Source organism: Haloarcula sp. K1 (assembly GCF_001647155.1).
Taxonomy (GTDB): Archaea; Halobacteriota; Halobacteria; order Halobacteriales; family Haloarculaceae; genus Haloarcula; species Haloarcula hispanica.
Genome location: NZ_LRHL01000023.1, coordinates 182,486 through 198,860 on the forward strand (window position 1 = coordinate 182,486; position 16,375 = coordinate 198,860).

Annotated in this window: 14 protein-coding genes; 6 read left to right on the forward strand and 8 right to left on the reverse strand. The window is 63.8% G+C overall.

What is annotated here, in order from left to right; all coding sequences use genetic code 11:
* Nucleotides 1-117: 117 nt before the first annotated feature.
* From AV929_RS08385 to AV929_RS08405, 5 genes are all read right to left on the reverse strand, one after another.
* The gene (locus tag AV929_RS08385) at nt 118-2,571 is read right to left on the reverse strand and encodes a methyl-accepting chemotaxis protein (protein WP_064287982.1); all 2,454 of its coding nucleotides are present in this window, start codon (nt 2,569-2,571) and stop codon (nt 118-120) included.
* The gene (locus AV929_RS08390) at nt 2,568-3,806 is read right to left on the reverse strand and encodes an ABC transporter substrate-binding protein (RefSeq protein WP_228841561.1); all 1,239 of its coding nucleotides are present in this window, start codon (nt 3,804-3,806) and stop codon (nt 2,568-2,570) included. Before AV929_RS08390 ends, AV929_RS08385 begins: the two co-directional genes overlap by 4 nt.
* Before the next feature lie 128 nt (nt 3,807-3,934).
* Nucleotides 3,935-5,095 carry a cell division protein FtsZ gene (gene ftsZ / locus AV929_RS08395; protein ID WP_004592941.1) on the reverse strand — a complete coding sequence of 387 codons (1,161 nt, stop codon included), beginning with the start codon at nt 5,093-5,095 and terminating at the stop codon, nt 3,935-3,937.
* A 103-nt stretch (nt 5,096-5,198) separates the two neighbouring features.
* On the reverse strand, nt 5,199-6,554 hold the full coding sequence (locus AV929_RS08400; protein ID WP_064287983.1) for a D-aminoacyl-tRNA deacylase: 1,356 nt from the start codon (nt 6,552-6,554) through the stop codon (nt 5,199-5,201).
* Nucleotides 6,554-7,915 (reverse strand): sodium:calcium antiporter, encoded by a 1,362-nt coding sequence (locus AV929_RS08405; RefSeq protein WP_007190461.1) that lies wholly within the window; start codon nt 7,913-7,915, stop codon nt 6,554-6,556. Before AV929_RS08405 ends, AV929_RS08400 begins: the two co-directional genes overlap by 1 nt.
* A gap of 133 nt (nt 7,916-8,048) precedes the next feature.
* Between AV929_RS08405 and AV929_RS08410 the strand changes: the two genes are divergently transcribed.
* From AV929_RS08410 to AV929_RS08430, 5 genes are all read left to right on the forward strand, one after another.
* On the forward strand, nt 8,049-8,846 hold the full coding sequence (locus tag AV929_RS08410; RefSeq protein WP_050007128.1) for a shikimate dehydrogenase: 798 nt from the start codon (nt 8,049-8,051) through the stop codon (nt 8,844-8,846).
* A gap of 50 nt (nt 8,847-8,896) precedes the next feature.
* A complete protein-coding gene (locus tag AV929_RS08415) occupies nt 8,897-9,484 on the forward strand; it encodes a helix-hairpin-helix domain-containing protein (protein WP_050037978.1) in 588 nt (195 codons plus the stop codon).
* A gap of 70 nt (nt 9,485-9,554) precedes the next feature.
* The gene (pabB, locus tag AV929_RS08420) at nt 9,555-11,024 is read left to right on the forward strand and encodes an aminodeoxychorismate synthase, component I (RefSeq protein WP_064287984.1); all 1,470 of its coding nucleotides are present in this window, start codon (nt 9,555-9,557) and stop codon (nt 11,022-11,024) included.
* Nucleotides 11,021-11,770 (forward strand): aminodeoxychorismate/anthranilate synthase component II, encoded by a 750-nt coding sequence (locus AV929_RS08425; RefSeq protein WP_064287985.1) that lies wholly within the window; start codon nt 11,021-11,023, stop codon nt 11,768-11,770. The genes pabB and AV929_RS08425 overlap by 4 nt, the downstream gene beginning before the upstream one ends.
* The gene (locus AV929_RS08430) at nt 11,755-12,627 is read left to right on the forward strand and encodes an aminotransferase class IV (protein ID WP_064287986.1); all 873 of its coding nucleotides are present in this window, start codon (nt 11,755-11,757) and stop codon (nt 12,625-12,627) included. Before AV929_RS08425 ends, AV929_RS08430 begins: the two co-directional genes overlap by 16 nt.
* A gap of 76 nt (nt 12,628-12,703) precedes the next feature.
* Here the strand turns inward: AV929_RS08430 and AV929_RS08435 are convergent, their stop codons facing one another.
* Together AV929_RS08435 and AV929_RS08440 are read right to left on the reverse strand one after the other, a co-directional pair.
* Nucleotides 12,704-14,005 (reverse strand): alpha-amylase domain-containing protein, encoded by a 1,302-nt coding sequence (locus AV929_RS08435; RefSeq protein WP_064287987.1) that lies wholly within the window; start codon nt 14,003-14,005, stop codon nt 12,704-12,706.
* Nucleotides 14,006-14,264: 259 nt separating this feature from the next.
* Nucleotides 14,265-15,323, reverse strand: a complete 1,059-nt coding sequence (locus tag AV929_RS08440) for a trans-acting enoyl reductase family protein (RefSeq protein WP_064287988.1) — start codon at nt 15,321-15,323, stop codon at nt 14,265-14,267.
* A gap of 217 nt (nt 15,324-15,540) precedes the next feature.
* Between AV929_RS08440 and AV929_RS08445 the strand changes: the two genes are divergently transcribed.
* Nucleotides 15,541-15,957, forward strand: a complete 417-nt coding sequence (locus AV929_RS08445) for a Rieske 2Fe-2S domain-containing protein (protein WP_050037982.1) — start codon at nt 15,541-15,543, stop codon at nt 15,955-15,957.
* Nucleotides 15,958-15,993: 36 nt separating this feature from the next.
* Here the strand turns inward: AV929_RS08445 and AV929_RS08450 are convergent, their stop codons facing one another.
* Nucleotides 15,994-16,284, reverse strand: a complete 291-nt coding sequence (locus AV929_RS08450; RefSeq protein WP_004592932.1) for a transcriptional regulator — start codon at nt 16,282-16,284, stop codon at nt 15,994-15,996.
* Nucleotides 16,285-16,375 lie beyond the last annotated feature (91 nt).

Genomic DNA, 16,375 nt, shown 5'->3' on the forward strand with positions numbered 1-16,375 from the left:
TATTGTGGTGCGCGGCGACGAGTCCGAACCCGTCACAGAGCGAGCTGTACAGCGTCACAGAAAAAAGTAGCCGACAGAACGGGGCGATAACCGGGACGAGCGTTCCCGAACGTTCGGTTAGTCGTCGGTCAACGCAGTCCCGTCCGATCCGTGTGTCCCCAGGTCGCTACCGTCACCGGCATCGCCGGTTTCGAACTGGTCGATGAGGTCCTTGAGGTCGGTCGCCTGACTGGAGAGCGACTGTATCTTCTCGGTGACCTCCGTGATCGACGCCGTCTGTTCCTCGGCGGACGCGGCGACGTTCTCGGCCTCTGCGGATGTCTCCTCGCTGATCGAGCCGACTTCCTCGGCCATCGAGACGACCTCTTCCATCGAGGCCGCCTGCTCGTCGGTCGCGTCGCTGATAGCCTGCACGCCGTCGTTTGCCTCGTTGACCTGCTGGACGATACTGGTCAGCGAGTCGGTCGCGTTTTCGACCGTTTTCTTCCCGGTGTCGACGCTCTCACCCATCTCCTGCATGTCCTCGACGGTGGTGTCTGTCCGGGACCGAATGTCGTCGATCATCGACTCGATATCAGTCGTCGCTTCCTGCGTTTCCTCGGCGAGCGTCTTGATCTCGCGGGCCACGACAGCGAACCCTTCGCCCGCCTCGCCGGCCCGCGCAGCCTCGATGTTCGCGTTGAGCGCGAGCATATTCGTCTGTTCCGCGATTTCGTCGATGAGCGTCGTGACTTCGCCAATGCGCTCCATCTCCTCTGCGAGGGATTCCACCTGTTCGATAGCTTCAGTGGACTTCCGTTCGAGCGCCTCGATTTCGGCGGCGGCCTGCTCGGCGTATTCGCGGCCGGACTCGCCGTCGTTGACGGCCTGCTGGGACTTCGACGCGACTTCGTCGGTCGACGAGGTGATTTCCTCGACGGTCGCCGACAGGTCGGTCATCTCGTCGCTCACCTGCTGGATGTTCCGGTTTTGCTCGTCAGCGCCTTCAGCGATCTGTTGCACCGACTCGCTCACCGACTCGCTGGCCGACCGCACTTCCTGTGCGCTCGCGGAGATCGTCTCCGTCGAACTGTCGACAGTGCCGGCGAATCCTTCGATGCGGTTGACTGTCCGTTCGAGTTCTGCAATCATCTCGTTGAAACTCTCCGCGATATCGACCATCGCGTCGTAATCGCTGTCGGTAGCCATCCGCTGGGTGAGGTCCCCGGCCGCCGACTTGTCCATCACGTCGCTGAACTCGGCCGCCTTCGCTTCGAGGGCGGACGCCATCGCCTCGGCGTCTTCCTTCGCCGCCTCCGCCTCGTCTCTGGCGGCTTCGACGTCGGTAATCAACGTCTGGATGTCCTCGCCCATCTCCTCCAGCGCCGCGCCGAACTCACCGGGGATGCTCTCGTCGAGCGCCGGGTCGTCGAACCGCTTGTCAGCGAGCGCGTCGGCCTGATTCGCAGCGGTCGTCAGGTACGCCTGCATCGACGCGAATGAGTCGTACAGTTGCCCCATCTCGTCGACGCGCGTGGTCTCGGGGAGGGTGCTGTTGATCTCACCGGCGGCGATGTCCTCGGCGCTTTCGGCCACGCGGGAGAGCGCGTTCGCGGTTCCGCGCCCGATTGTCACGCCGACGACGAACAGTGCCCCCACGGCAAGCGCCAGGAGGAGCGCGATGTTCTCGGAGACAGCCGACTGCAGGGCGAACGCGCGGTCCTGCGGGACGTGATACAGCAACGCCCACTCAGTGCCGGTGACCGGCGTGTACGCCATCACGTACTGCCCGTCTTCCATGCCCGTTCTGGCGGAGACGGACTTGTAGCCGGTTTCGCCGTTCAGTGCCGCTTCGACGCTCGTGTCGGTCGCGTCCCCGGTTGCCGCGTACTCTTCGAGAATCGAACTCTTCCGGTTGTCGAGAATGATCTGTCCGTTCGACCCGACGACCTTCACGTCGCCGGTCGCAAACGGTGACGTGAACTCGTGGGAGCGCGCTTCGAGCGACGCCGTCAGCACGACGTATTCGTCGCTGCCGGAGACAGGCTGGACGAACGCAATAACCGATTCGTTACTGCTCTTGTACGCTTCGGACGTGCCCGTCGGACCCGACGAGACGACTGCACCACTCGCGTCGGTCCACGGATCGTCGACGTTGCTCAGTGCGACGCCGTTCAGTTCGTCGTCGGTGCTGGCGGTGACTGTACCGTCAGCGGCGTCGACGTAATGAAGCGCCCGGACGTCTCCCGGTAACCCAATGAGCTTCTGTTCGAGCCACCGCTGGTGTTCTCTGTCAGAGGTGGACTCGGACCGATCACCGATAGACGCCGCGAGAAACGACGCTGTCGACTGCTTGTTCGAGACCCAAGTTGAGACGGAACTCGATTGGGACTCCGCGACACCGCGGATTTGATCCTCTGTCTGTGACTCAACTAGCGCCCCCGTTTCGAGGTTGATGGCTGCCCCACCGAGTGCGAGCAAGACGACCACGCCGAGCAACAGGACGCCGAACTTCGCCGCGTACCGACGCCGAATGACGTCAGGGAGCGCACGCTCCGTTGCCTGAACCAGCCGGCTCGGGAGCGAACTCATCGGGACCCTCCCGATTTGAAGAACTGTGGTTGCAATAGCTCCAGCGACTCGACTGACCCGTTAGTGACCCGCTCGATCAGGTACGAACTCAGCGGTTCGAGGTCAGCCGTCAGGTCGACGCTGCCGGACGCACCCTGGTAATTCACTGCCCGGCCTGCTTCAGTGAGTGACCGAACACGACCGAAGTCGCCGACAGAGACAGTGTGTCCAGACCCGCCGGAGACTGACTGAATGGTCTCGGCGATTGCCGGACCGCTGCTTTCGCCGGCCTGTTCGGCGGCACACGCCATCAAAAACAGCGCGTCGTACGCGTTGACCGAGTACGCTCGGGGATCATCGATATCCGGGAGCCGGCGGACCAGTTCGAAGTACGCCTGCGTTCGCGCAGAGGACAGCGACGCGCTGTAGAACCCGTCGTAGTACGACGGGAGGTCACCGCCGAACATCCCCGCAGACAGCACCCATGGAACGTCGTACTCCGACTGGTTGTACGCATCAAGGATACCGCGCTCCTGGCCGGAGACGCTGGTGAAGCTGACGGCATCAGGGTCGTTCTGGAACACGTCTGCGAGCGTGTCGTCGAACGATTCCGACGACGGGTCATATCGGATATCGGCGACGATATCGGCGTTCAGTGCCTCACGCTGTGCGTCCGCCAGTCCGGCACCGAAGGAGTTGTCGATGCTCAGTAACGCGACGGAGTCCGCATCGATGTACAGCGGGTCGTCGACGGCCTTCGCCATTACCACCGCTTGCGTCCCGTCGCTCGGCACTGTTCGGCCGAAGTATTTCCGGCCGTTGGCCCGGCCGGCAGTCGATAGCTGCGGGGCAGTACTGGCGGGGCTGACCTCCATGATTTCGTCGCTGGCTGCTTCCGGAGCGAGAGCGAGCGACGCATCACTGACGAGGCCGCCGACGAAGCCGATGACACCACGGTCGACGAGTGATCCGTACTGCTCTACCGCGGTTTCGGCGTTCGCCTCGGTATCAAGAATGGTCACTTCGACGTCGTTACCGCCGATACCACCGGCGGCGTTGACGTCGCTTGCTGCCTGCTCGACCATGCGCTTGCCGTGTTGTCCGAGTGGGGCGAGCGCACCACTGAGTGGGAGGAGTGCACCAAACTGAACAGTGTCACTGCCTCCGCTCAGAGAACCGAGACAACCGGATGAGAGTCCCAAGCTCCCAACGGCCAGACACTTTTTGAGAACATTACGCCTCGAATCTGAGTACATGCGAAGAGAGTTAGAATTTCCGGATAAACGCTTTTCGGCGAGAGTATCATTTATGATAGCAAACGTGTGGAGATAAATTCATTTACTGGCAGCTAGGGAGAGTCAGAAAACTGAGACAACGAGGCAGTTCAGTCGACGTAGTCGATGTCTTCACCGAGTTGCTGGGCGGCCTTCTCCTGTTCGGCCTCGCTCTGGCCGTATATCTGCGGGCTCTCGACGCCGGTGACGACGATCATCGTCTCCATCTTGCCCTCGAACTCGTTGTTGACCGACGCGCCCCAGATGATGCGAGCGTCGGGGTCGATGCGGTCGTAGATCTCCTCGACGACGCCCTCGGCTTCCTCGATGCTCATGTCGGGGCCGCCGACGACGTTGACGAGCGCGGAGTTCGCACCGTCGAACTCCACGTCAAGTAGCGGCGAGCGGAGCGCCGAGCGGATGGAGTCCTGTGCCTTGTTCTCGGAGTCGGATTCGCCGAGGCCGATCATCGCGACACCGCCGTTCTCCATGATGGTCCGAACGTCGGCGAAGTCCACGTTGACGAGGCCGGGCTTGGTGATCAGTTCGGTCATGCCCTTGACCGAGCGCATCAGCACACGGTCGCAAATCTTGAACGCGTCCTGCAGCGGCATCGACGGCGCATAGTCCAGCAGGCGGTCGTTCGGCACGACGATGACCGTATCGGAGACCGAACGGAGTCGTTCGAGGCCAGCGTCGGCGTTGGCACGGCGGCGTTCACCCTCCGCGGTAAACGGAATCGTGACGATAGAAATGGTGAGTGCGCCGGCTTCCTGCGCGGCCTGTGCGACGACCGGGGCCGCGCCGGTGCCGGTGCCGCCGCCGAGACCTGCGGTGACGAACACCATGTCTGAGCCGTCGATAGACTGCTGGATGTCCTCGATGTCCTCCTGGGCGGCCTCCTCGCCGATTTTCGGGACCGAACCCGCGCCGCGGCCGCCGGTGCGCTTGCGGCCGATGAGAATCTTGGTGTCGGCGGCCACCTCGTCGGCGAGGTGCTGTGCGTCGGTGTTTGCGGCGACGAGTTTGGCCCCGTGGATGCCCTCCTCCATCATCCGGGTGACCGTGTTCCCGCCAGCACCGCCACAGCCGACGACCGTGATCTTCGTTTCCAGGTCCTTGACGACGCTTGCCAGTTCCTCGTCGGACATCGTCCCGGACGTGGACATGTCTTGAGACGGCGTCGATGTCGTTTCGTCGACAGTTCCGCCAGCCGCGTCCTCCCCGTCTTGTTCTGCCTCGTCGATAGCGTCGTCAATTATCGAATCCATAATTTAAAACCCCCTTGCAGACGAACAGTTATTAGTTTTCCCCCTACGTCTGACGCACGTCTGACGTGTTGAGTCATAGTTTTACCGGCTGACGCGCCAGTGTTCACAGCGTATATCGACGTATACGCTCGCGCTGGAACCGCTCCGGGTCAATCTCTTCGCCGTCGATTTCGACGGATTGGCCCGAGGCGAGTTTCCCGAACTTGGGCCCTTCGGGGATACCGGCCGTTCGTGCGAGGTCCGGGTCGAACGCCGTCTCCCGGGCGACCAGTTCGTCCGCGGTCCAGTCGACGCTGTCGAAGCGCCGTTCGAGGATTTCGACCAGCGGTTCGACGACCGCTTCTATTTCTGTCGCCGCCGGACAGACAATCGGTCCGGTGAGGACAGTCCCGTTTTGCTCGGTCGCGTACGCGATGGACTGGCGTTCGATAGTCTCACGCAGTGCCTCGCTATCGACGCCGCGCACGTCGGAAATAAGCTCGTTCGGGAGGTCGATTACGGTCCATTCCCCGTCGTACCCGGACGCAAGCTCTCCGAACCTGAGACCATCGTCGACCGGCCGGACAGCGTCTTCCAGCGTCTCGACGAGGCCCAGGTCGACACCGGTCGTCTCCCGAACGAACGTCTCACTGACGACGCGGTAGCCCAGCGACTCGATGGCGGCCGTGAGGTCCGGCCGGTCGCCCTCCATGAGAGCGTAGTCGGCCGCGCTGGCCCGGAAGGCGCGGTCGAGCACTGTGTCGCGCTCCGCGTCGCTGACGGCCCACTCCGCCAGCGCGTCCAACGACCAGTTGGCGGCGATGTGGCCGACCGCCCAGTCCGTCTCGCGGACGACCCGCTCGAACCGCGGGGCGTAGTGGCCGCCGCCGACGCCGAGGAGGTGGCGGCGCGTCCCGTTTTCCCGCGGCTTGTCGGCCGGCTCGTCGGCGAGGTCCAGTATCGCCCTGGCGGCGGCTTCGGCGGCGTCGGGGTCCTCCCACTGTGGCTCCGCACTGCCGACCTCGACAAACATCGACGGGACACCGACTGCTGTCGGGCCGTGGTGCGTACACTCCATCCCGACTTCGTAGTCCGGCGGAGCGTGGCGCTGGAGTGCCGACACCACGGCCTTGTGAGCCCCGGGACAGGCGCGGGCGAACTGCCCGTCTTCGCCGCCGTACTCCGCGACACCGAAGTTTCCGGTATGGTGGGCCGTCAGGAGCTCGTCCGTCTCGCCGGCGTGTTTTGAGGCGAACACCAGCAGGTCCGGATCGTCGAACGCTGCCGCGACGTTTTCGATGTCCAGATGTAACGCCTCGAACTCGCGGAGTTCCACGCTGTCAATCTGGTACACCGTACCGCCGCCTTCGTCGTCGGGCCGCGTTTCGTCGCCGCTCGTTTCCCAGTCCCGCAATGAGCGCAGGTGCTCTCCGATGTGCATCGATGCCGCGTCGGCGTGTGAGACAACGATTCCGAGCATCAATCGGCGTTCTCCAGATGGACCGGTTCACGACCCACCGCGGACCGGACGGCGTCACCGGCCAGCCCAAGCAGGTGTTTCAGCGCTTCGCGGCGCTGGACGAACAGTCCGACCCCGAGGAGGACGTACAGCCCTGTATACGCCAGCAGAAGGTCGTGACTCGATATCGGCAGAGCGAGAAGGTCCCTGATGATGGCGAACTCCAGAACCACCTGCGAGATGAACAGCGCGAACAGCCCGATTGCTTCCCGGATACTGATCTCGAAGTTGACCAGAATGGCGAGCGCAAAGAAGGACTGGGCCGCTGTAATCCAGATCTCCGCGCCCTGTCTGGCGTCGAACGGCAGGACGCCGTACCCGCCGAGTGCGATGGAGTACACCACCGCAATAGTCCCGATGAGCAGCGTCCACTGATTGAGTTTCGAGGAAATGAGGGCGTTGAACCCCGCCGTCGAGCGGGCCTTGTTGACCAGCACGGCGACGACAATGAGCTCAGGTGACTCACTGGCCAGCGGGGCGACCCACTGGATCATGAAGAACTCGGGAATCCCGTTCGCGACACCGATCTCTTCGAGACCGTGGGCGAACGGCTCAACCGCGGTGAAAATCATTGCGCCGGAGTAGCCAAACAACGCCAAGACGACGAGTGGCCGCCACGGCAGCGACCACTCCTGGAAGTACTTTGGGACGCCGACGGTGTGCTCGCTGTGTTCGATATCGGACTTGAGCACGAGGCCGATGTACGCGACGTAGAGGCCCACCAGAAACAGCGTATCGAAGATACCGATACCGCCGCCGAGAGGGACAAGAAACGCCCACAGCGTCGCCAGAAAGAGGAAGGAGATCTCGGTTGCGATGTCGGTGTCCAGCTGGACGGCGTCTTTCAGGAAGCCGTCGCGTTTCGTGACTGCGGGGTCCCGTGTCTTTGCGGCGCGCCAGACGGTGAACACGGCGATACCCGCCCAGCCGATACCGATGAGGATGCGGTTCGCGCCGGTCATGTTCGCAATCGCGAGGTTCGCGTCGTGACAGGCGCGAGCGAGCCCCCCGCTTGCGGACTCGATTTCTGCCGCCGTGAACTGGCGACAGGCCTCCGTCGTCGCCCCACCAGCCCCGGCGTTCCAGGCGTACAGCGCGTCAACGGCGTACTCGGGAGCCACGGCGAGAATGGCGAGGACGGCGATAGCGAACGCCCTCGGTACGTCTTTCTCGGCGGTTTCAGCGCCCCAGGCCAAGAGGAACGACGCCCCGAGGACGGCGAGCCCACTGACCGCGACGGTGGTCACGTTCCCGACCTCAATGCCGGAGATAAATAGGTAAATCCAGCCGACAGTCAGGGCCAGCGCGACTGCGACTTGCATCAGTGGATGGCGAAAACGACTCACTGTCGGAAGTGTGGCTGGGTCTGGCTGAAAAGCTTGCGAAAGTGTCGGCTGCAGACCGTGCTTCCCACAGAGCGTGGCGTTCATACGACCGGGGCGCGCTGGCGTTGGTATGGACGTTTACGGACTCATCGGCAACCCGGTCGGGCACTCGCTGTCGCCCCCGATGCACGAGGCGGGCTACGAGGCACTGGGACTTGATGCACGCTACGTCACGTTTGAACCACCAGCGGATGCTGGTGCCGAAGCCATCGAAGCGGCAGAGACGCTCGGAGTCGACGGCCTCAACGTCACAATCCCGTTCAAGCAGGACGTGCTAGACGCCGTTGACCCCGCACCGCTCGCCGAGCGCATCGGCGCGGTCAACACCGTCGATTTCACCGGTGGGACGCCGACGGGCTACAACACCGACGCGGTCGGCGCGGTCCGAGCACTGGCACACCACGACGTCTCGCTGTCCGGCACTGCTGTCGTCGTCGGGGCCGGCGGCGCGGGACGCGCAGTCGCGTTCGGCCTCGCCGACGAGGGGCTGTCGGTGCGGATAGCAAACCGAACCGAATCTAAGGCGCACGCGCTGGCCGAGGACGTCCCGGACGCGACGGGCCACGGCCTCGATTCGCTCGCTGACCTGCTCGCAGACGCCGACATCCTCGTCAACTGCACCAGCGTCGGCATGGAGGAAGACGAGACGCCGGTCCCCGCTGACGCGCTGCACGGCGACCTCGCGGTGCTCGATGCGGTGTACACGCCGATAGAGACTCGTCTGCTACAGGACGCGGCAGCCGCTGGCGCGACGACAGTTGACGGCGCGTGGATGCTCCTGTATCAGGGGGTTGAAGCGTTTGAACGCTGGACTGGCGAGGACGCACCTGTAGACAGGATGAACGGCCGATTGCGCGAACACTTGTAACGGAGCGGTCACCAGCAAGAGATTTGTGTTGGGGATAAATACGTTCATGTATGGGTCTGCTTCAGAAATTGAAATCTGCCCTCGGGCTTGACGGGACTGGGTCATCCACGTCGGGAACCAATCGCGACGTGGACGTGACCGTCGAGCGAGAGCCTTCTACTGAAGACGAAGACGCTGTGAAGGGGACGAACACCGCGACGACTACCGAGACCCACACATCCGATACCGCGGACGGGGCCGGGACTGAATCAGGGGATGGGAGTGCAACATCTGCTCAGACGGCCGAGTCGGAGACTGCGGCGTCACCGACTGCGACCGACGACGAATCGACATCTGCGACCGATGCTTCTCCAGCAGGGTCCGAGCAAGAACCAGTGGTCGACGACGAAGCCAGCGACTCGGAGGCCACCGCTGACGAAGAACCGGCCGAGGCTGATGCCGAGACTGAGGACGAGGAAAGTACTGCCCCAGTCACGGAAATAAAGGGTATCGGTCCCGCCTACGCCGACCGACTCGCCGATATCGGTATCGAGACGGTGGGCGAACTGGCCGCTGCGGATGCAGCGGACATCGCCGCAGACACCGACCTCTCAGAGAGCCGCGTTTCGGGCTGGATCGAGCGGGCCGAAGACTTCTGAAACCGTTGACGTTCCGTCTTTTTGCGCCGAACCGCAAGGGAATTAGTCGCCGCACTGTTTTCGTTCGGTAATGCAATCGGTCGAAACCGACCGGACCACGTTCACCGACCTTGCGGCCGACGCGCATCCAGCGGCGCGCGTCCCTGTCGAGGTTCGAGTGGACGTCGATGACCCGTTTCTCGCCTATCGTCGGGCGCGCGACGAAACTGGCGGCGTGTATCTGGCGACGACCGGCGGCCAGTCGGGGTGGGGTTACTTCGGGACCGCTCCGGCGGACTTCCGCGAGGTCGACCCCCGAGCTGGCGGGACCCTCGCCGCACTGACTGAGTTTCTCGACGGCGAGCGGCTGGTCCGTGGTGACTGCGACGTGCCGTATCCCTGCGGAGCCGTTGGATGGCTCTCCTACGACGTGGCGCGGGAACTGGAGTCACTGCCCGACAGCGCCGATGCCGACCGCGCGCTCCCAAACCTGCAGGTGGCCCGCTACGACCGCTTCGCCGCTTGGGAGGAACCCCGCGGTGAGTCGGTGACGCTGCGCGTGACAGCCTGCCCGCGGGTCGACGACTTTGAGACGCCCGAACTGGCCTACGAGTTCGGCAAGCAGCACGCGCTGGACTTGGCGCGGGCAGCGGCACAGGGCGACCCCAGTGTCGAGGATCCGCCGGTCGAGACCGATGAAGCAACCTTCGAGAGTGACTGCACGCGCGAGTCATTTGCTGACCGAGTCCAAACGGTCAAGCAGTACATCCGCGACGGCGACACGTTTCAGGCGAACGTCTCACAGCGTCTCCGCGCACCCGCCGCAGTCCATCCCGTCGAGGCGTTCGACGCGCTTCGAACTGTGAACCCCGCACCGTACTCTGCCCTGCTTGAGTTCCCTGGCGTTGACCTCGTCAGCGCCAGCCCGGAACTCCTCTTGCACCGCGACGGCGACCGTATCGAGACCGAACCCATCGCTGGCACCCGCCCGCGGGGCGAGACGCCCGACGCTGACGACCGACTGGAAGCGGACCTGCTCGACGACGGGAAGGAGCGGGCCGAACACGCGATGCTCGTCGATCTGGAGCGCAACGACCTGGGGAAAGTGAGCAAATTCGGGAGCGTGGAAGTGTCTGACTACCGCCGCGTCGACCGCTACTCCGAGGTAATGCACCTCGTCTCGGTCGTCGAGGGCCGACTCCGTGACGGCGCGTCCCTGCAGGACGCCATCGCCGCGGTGTTCCCCGGCGGCACCATCACCGGCGCGCCGAAACCCCGGACGATGGAGATTATCGACGAGGTCGAGGCCACGCGACGAGGACCGTACACCGGCTCCATCGGCCTGTTCGGCTTCGACGGCCGGGCGACGCTGAACATCGTCATCAGGACCTTGGTCCGGTACGCCGAGGAGTACCACCTCCGCGTCGGCGCGGGCATCGTTCACGATTCGGACCCGGACAGCGAGTATCAGGAGACGCTTGACAAGGGCCGTGCGCTGGTCAACGCCGTCGACGAAGCGCTGGGGAGACGCGTCGACCTGGCGATGGAGGACCAGCAATGAGCGGCTCCCGTGGTAGCGACGGCAGCGACGATAGCGACACCAACGCCGCGGGTGGCCCGACGGCGGACTCGCTGGCTCCGACCGTGCTGGTCATCGACAACTACGACTCGTTCGCGTACAACCTCGTCCAGTACGTCGGCGAGGTGGTCCTCCGACTCGGCGGGACTGAGGACGACGTCATCGTCCGGCGCAACGACGCCATCGACGTCGAGGGCATCCGCGAACTGGACCCCGACGGCATCGTCGTCTCGCCGGGGCCAGGGACGCCCGAAGAGGCGGGCGTCTCGATGCCGATCTTCGAGGAGCTGGACTACCCGACGCTGGGCGTCTGTCTCGGTCATCAGGCGCTGTGTGCGGCCAACGGCGCGCCAGTCGGCCACGCCGAGGCGGTCGTCCACGGCAAATCGTCGTCGGTTACCCACGACGGAACAGGCGTGTTCGAAGACCTGCCGGACCCCGTCGAGGTGGGTCGGTACCACTCGCTCGCGGTCGACCGCGAGGACCTTCCCGACGTGCTGACCGAGACGGCGTACACTGTTGGCCACGACGATGCCGACGGAGCCACAGAGACGCCAGACTCGTCCGAACCTGCCACCGCCGACGGCACGGACGAGTCCCAGGTCGTCATGGGCGTCCGCCACAGCGACCGCCCGCACATCGGCGTCCAGTTCCATCCCGAAAGCATTCTGACCGACCACGGCAAGACCATGATCGAGAACTTCTGCCTGCTATGCAATACCACGTAGACGGCGACCTCGTCCCCGAAGACGAGGCGACGGTGTCAGTGCGCGACCGCGGGTTCATGTACGGCGACGCGGCGTTCGAAACGCTCCGGGCCTACGGCGGCGAGCCGTTCCGGTGGGACGCCCACCGCGAGCGCCTCCAGCGGACGGCCGAGACGCTGGGGTTTGCCGACGCCGTGCCTGGTGACCTCCGGGAGCGCGTCGACGAGACGCTCGCGGCCAACGACCTCGACGAGGCGTACGTCCGGCTGTCGGTCACGCGGGGCGTCCAGCCCGGGAAGCTCACGCCGGGGGGCGATGTCGACCCGACGGTCGTCGTCATCTGCAAGGGGCTCCCGAGGGGCGGGCTCAACGGCGAGTGCGTCTGGGACGAGCCGGCGTCGGTCCAGACGGTCCGGACCCGGCGGATTCCGAGCGAGGCCGTCCCGGCGGACGCGAAGACGCACAACTACCTCAACGGGATTCTCGGCCGGCTCGAACTCCGAAAGGCCGCCGCTGGCGGCGAGCCCGCCGACGACTGTCTCATCCGAGACATGGACGGTAATCTGGCCGAGGGAGCGACGAGCAACCTCTTTTTCGTCACGGACAACGGCCTCCGGACGCCGAGTACGGATCTGGACCTACTGCCGGGGGTCACCCGCGACGTGGTAATGGACATCGCCCGCGGCGAGGAGTTCCCCGTCGAGACCGGCCACTACTCGCTCGATGCCCTGCGTGACGCCGACGAGGCGTTTCTCACCAACTCGACGTGGGAGATCCGCCCCGTTTCGACCGTCGACGGTATCTCCGTGGGGAGCGGGCCGATGACGAAGCTCCTTCAGCGGTTGTTCGACGAGCGAATCGAGGAGCGGCACTACTGATCGCGCTGAAGGTAGTGGAAAGCGAGCCAGCGCGGGTCGCTGGCGTGCCAGCTGACTGGTGTCCGCGTCCGGCTGCCTACTCGGGTGCGTAGCAGACCCAACTTGTCGCGGGAACGGTGATCTGGACCCAACTATCGCCGTTGGTCGAGATATTGCCCGCGTTGCCGCTGTAATCGTTGAGTGTCTGGTTCGTCCAGCTCGTGGGGACCCACTTGCTCCGCTGGCCGCTCGCACGGTTCAGGCCGACGAGGAGGTTCCCCTCTCGCTCGTAGACGTACAGGTCCTGGTCGACGTGGCGGGTCTGTGAGCCGCCGCTCGCGAGGTTGTTCCGGATCCAGAGGAGGTTCCGGATATCGTCGTCGTCGACGCTGATACGGTTGCTGTACACGCGTGGATACCCCTCGTACGTGAGGATGTAGGCGTACGCGAGTTTCTCGTAGTCCGGCGGCCCGCTGTCGTGGTTTGAAACGAACGTAAACGCCTGGAACGGCGACTGATTCACCATGCCGGCGCCGTCGAGCGCCTGCATGTTGCCGTCGCTGTGGAACGCCTCCTCTTTCATCGTGTAATAGAGCGGGTAGTCGGTGACGGACATCCCCGTGTCGGCGTACCCTTGGCAGACGCCGATATCGCCGTCGAGCACCTCACCCACTGTCCAGAGATCGAGGTCGTCGGCCCACTGGTTCGCGTAGTCGGCGAAAAACGACTCGGGGACGTGTTTGGCGGCGTCCCAGCGAATACCGTCGACGCCGAGGTCCGCGTACTTCTGGACGTAGGCCTGCAACTCGCCGCGGACGTACGCGGACTCCTGTTTCAGGTCCTTCAGCCCGACGAGCCAGTCGTCCTCGACCGATTCCGGGTTGTCGTAGTTAATGTCGTCTTTCGGGTGGAAGTCGCGTTCGCTGAACCGGGGGAGGTCCGCGAACGTAATGCCCGGCGCGTCCCGGAAGTCGTCGTTTGCGGCCATGTGGTTGATGACCGCGTCGGCGACGACGTCGAGGTCCTGATTGTGGGCCTCCTGCACCATCGCCTCGTACTCGTCCTCTGTGCCGAACACGCTGTTGAAATCCGTCAGGTCGACGGGCTGATAGCCAAGCGGTGGGTCGGTGACGCCGTTCTGATGGCTCCGGTCGAGGCGGCTCCGCTGGGCCGGTGGGACCTGAATCGCGTCGTAGCCCTGTTGTGCGACTGTTTCCAGCGTCGCTGTGATCTCTGTCCAGTCTGTGTGGTAGTACTGGTACACCGCGCTATCGCCGACAGCCGCGCTACTGCCGACTGAGGCGGCGGTGCCGAATACTGCGGCACCGAGCGCTCCGATTCCTTTCAGAACGGTTCGCCGAGACGCCTGCTTACTGCCGGTAATTCGGGGTCGATTCATTTGCTCTCCGAGGTATGTCTCATGTTATCTACCATGCTTTTCCGCAAAAGATGATGAGATTCTACATCACAATAAATAGTTGGTATATATGATTTTTTACATATCGGAAGTCAATCACACCTGAACAGTAATATAGCGATGATACGGGGACTGAGCCACTATCTCTACCGCGTTTCCGGCTCCCGGAAGACACACTTCGACGCTCCTATTTTATTTGTGATATATACCCGACTTTCTCACCAACCTCGAAGTAGTCCGTTCACACCACGTCTTCGCGCTCGACACCGTCGACAGCGAGAATGAGGTCGGGACCGTACGCGCCGGCAGGCGTCTGGAACCCGGCGGGCGCGTCGCCGTCGATGACCCGCTGGGTGATTTCGACCGCCGTCGCCGCCGTGAGGTCGTAGGTGTGTGGCCCTCGCAGTCGGGACTCGACGCGGTCGCCGTCGTCAGTTCTGGCTTCGCCCCAGACGAAACTGGGCACACTTGCGCGCTCTTCAGCGTCGGGTCCCTCGATCGTCTGCTCGATAAACCACTTGAGCGTGGCTTTCACCGGCGGGAGACCGAGTACGGGCGCGAACAGCCCCGCAAATCGCTGCTGTCGGGCCGCCGACGGCGGCATCGACATGTACACGGTCACGTTCGGTATGCCGGTGGTGTGGTACGCCGTCGACACGTCGCCCCACGGGATCGAGACGGTGTTCATCCCATCGTGTCCCCAGCCGAAGTCTATCTCGCGCGATTCGCTCCCGACGGTCACTCGCTCTATGCGGCCGTCGCGGCGCACCGCCCCGCCTGCGTCGATGTGTTCGACCATCGTCTTCGCGGTTCCCTTCGAGACGCCCATCTCCGCGTGAAACGCCAGCGCCAGCGTGTCGGCGTCGGGCAGCCGGTCGGCGAGGTGTGCAGCGAGGCAGTCCGTCGGGACCACGTCGAAACCGACACCAGGCAGGAGCATGATCCCGGCCTCCCGTGCTTCGCTGTCCCGCTCGTGGATGGCCTCAAACACGTCGAGCTCCCCGGTGATGTCCAGGTAGTGCGTCCCGGTTCGCAGGCAGGCCTCGACCATCGGCTCCCACGTCCGGCTGAACGGGCCGGCGCAGTGGACGACGGCGTCGGCGTCGTCGAGCAGCACGTCGAGCACTTTGGGTTCATCCAGCCCGACGACTTCGGACTCACAGCCGAGTTTGATCGCCTGCGTCGAGAGTTCGTCCCGGTTCCGGCCGGCCAGTACGGGCTCTAATCCCCGGTCGATGGCCGCCTGTGCGATGATGTTGCCGGTGTAGCCGTACGAGCCGTAAATGACGACATCTCCCATAGCGTCGCGTTCGCAGCGTCCCCCGATAACAGTTGACACTGAATCGACAGCCTGGCCAGTGACCGCTGGCCGCTCACTTCACGAGAGCTTTGGCCGCGCTCTGGCCTCGCTTCTTACTGCACGGTGCCGTTTCCGTCTGAATAGCCCGTGGCGCTTCACGCGGTTACTCGCCGGGATCGGCGGTTTGAAACGGGTTACGTCCGTACGGATGCGTAGTATGGACGAGGACAGCCGTATCGTCGCGCTGGACGAGGTGCCCGCTGACGGAACCTTTCTGTTCACTGTTCGCGACGGCTTCGACACGAAGGAGGCGATTATCGTCGAGTTGTCCGACGCGGTCGTCGCGTTCGAGAACTACTGTCCACACTGGACAGACGTCCGACTCGACAAAGGCAGTGGGGCGACTGTTCGGAATGGGGAACTGGTGTGTGAGAAACACGGGGCGACGTTCGAATCCGATTCGGGGCTGTGTAACTACGGCCCTTGCGAAGGAGCGGTTCTGGAGGAAGTTTCGATTACCACCGAGGACGACGTCGTCTACCTGACCGACGAGCGCTACGAGTTCGAAAACCAGGGGCCGTCCGGCGACCACGACCTCTCTTCGCGCGGTCGCATCGGCTTCTCCGGGAACTGAGCGGCTGGAATCGGCTTCTCCGGGACTCCGTACCGGTTAGCTGATCCGGTACGCCGGCTCTGAGACCGCTTCGCATTTACACTCCGGACACCGGCTTGGTCGGTTTGTCAGGTCGTCGAAGTCCGTGAAGCCGCACTCCTCGCACTCCGGCGGCGCGACGAGGAGCTGTTCGTCGGTCGATTCCAGGGATTTCGAAATATGCTCTACGTGCGTGAGCGCGTCGCTGGTCTGTATTTCGAACTCGTTCGCGATTGTCCCGGCGGCCATCGCTTCGTCGCGTAGTTGGTCAGCGATGCGCTGGCGCGTCGTCCGACTTGCCTCGCGCATGGGGGATGTTGGCATCCGATTGTTATAGGTTTTGTTCCGGACTCACTGCGTCGCAGTGACGCTCTCCCACGTTCCTGTACCAGCCACGATA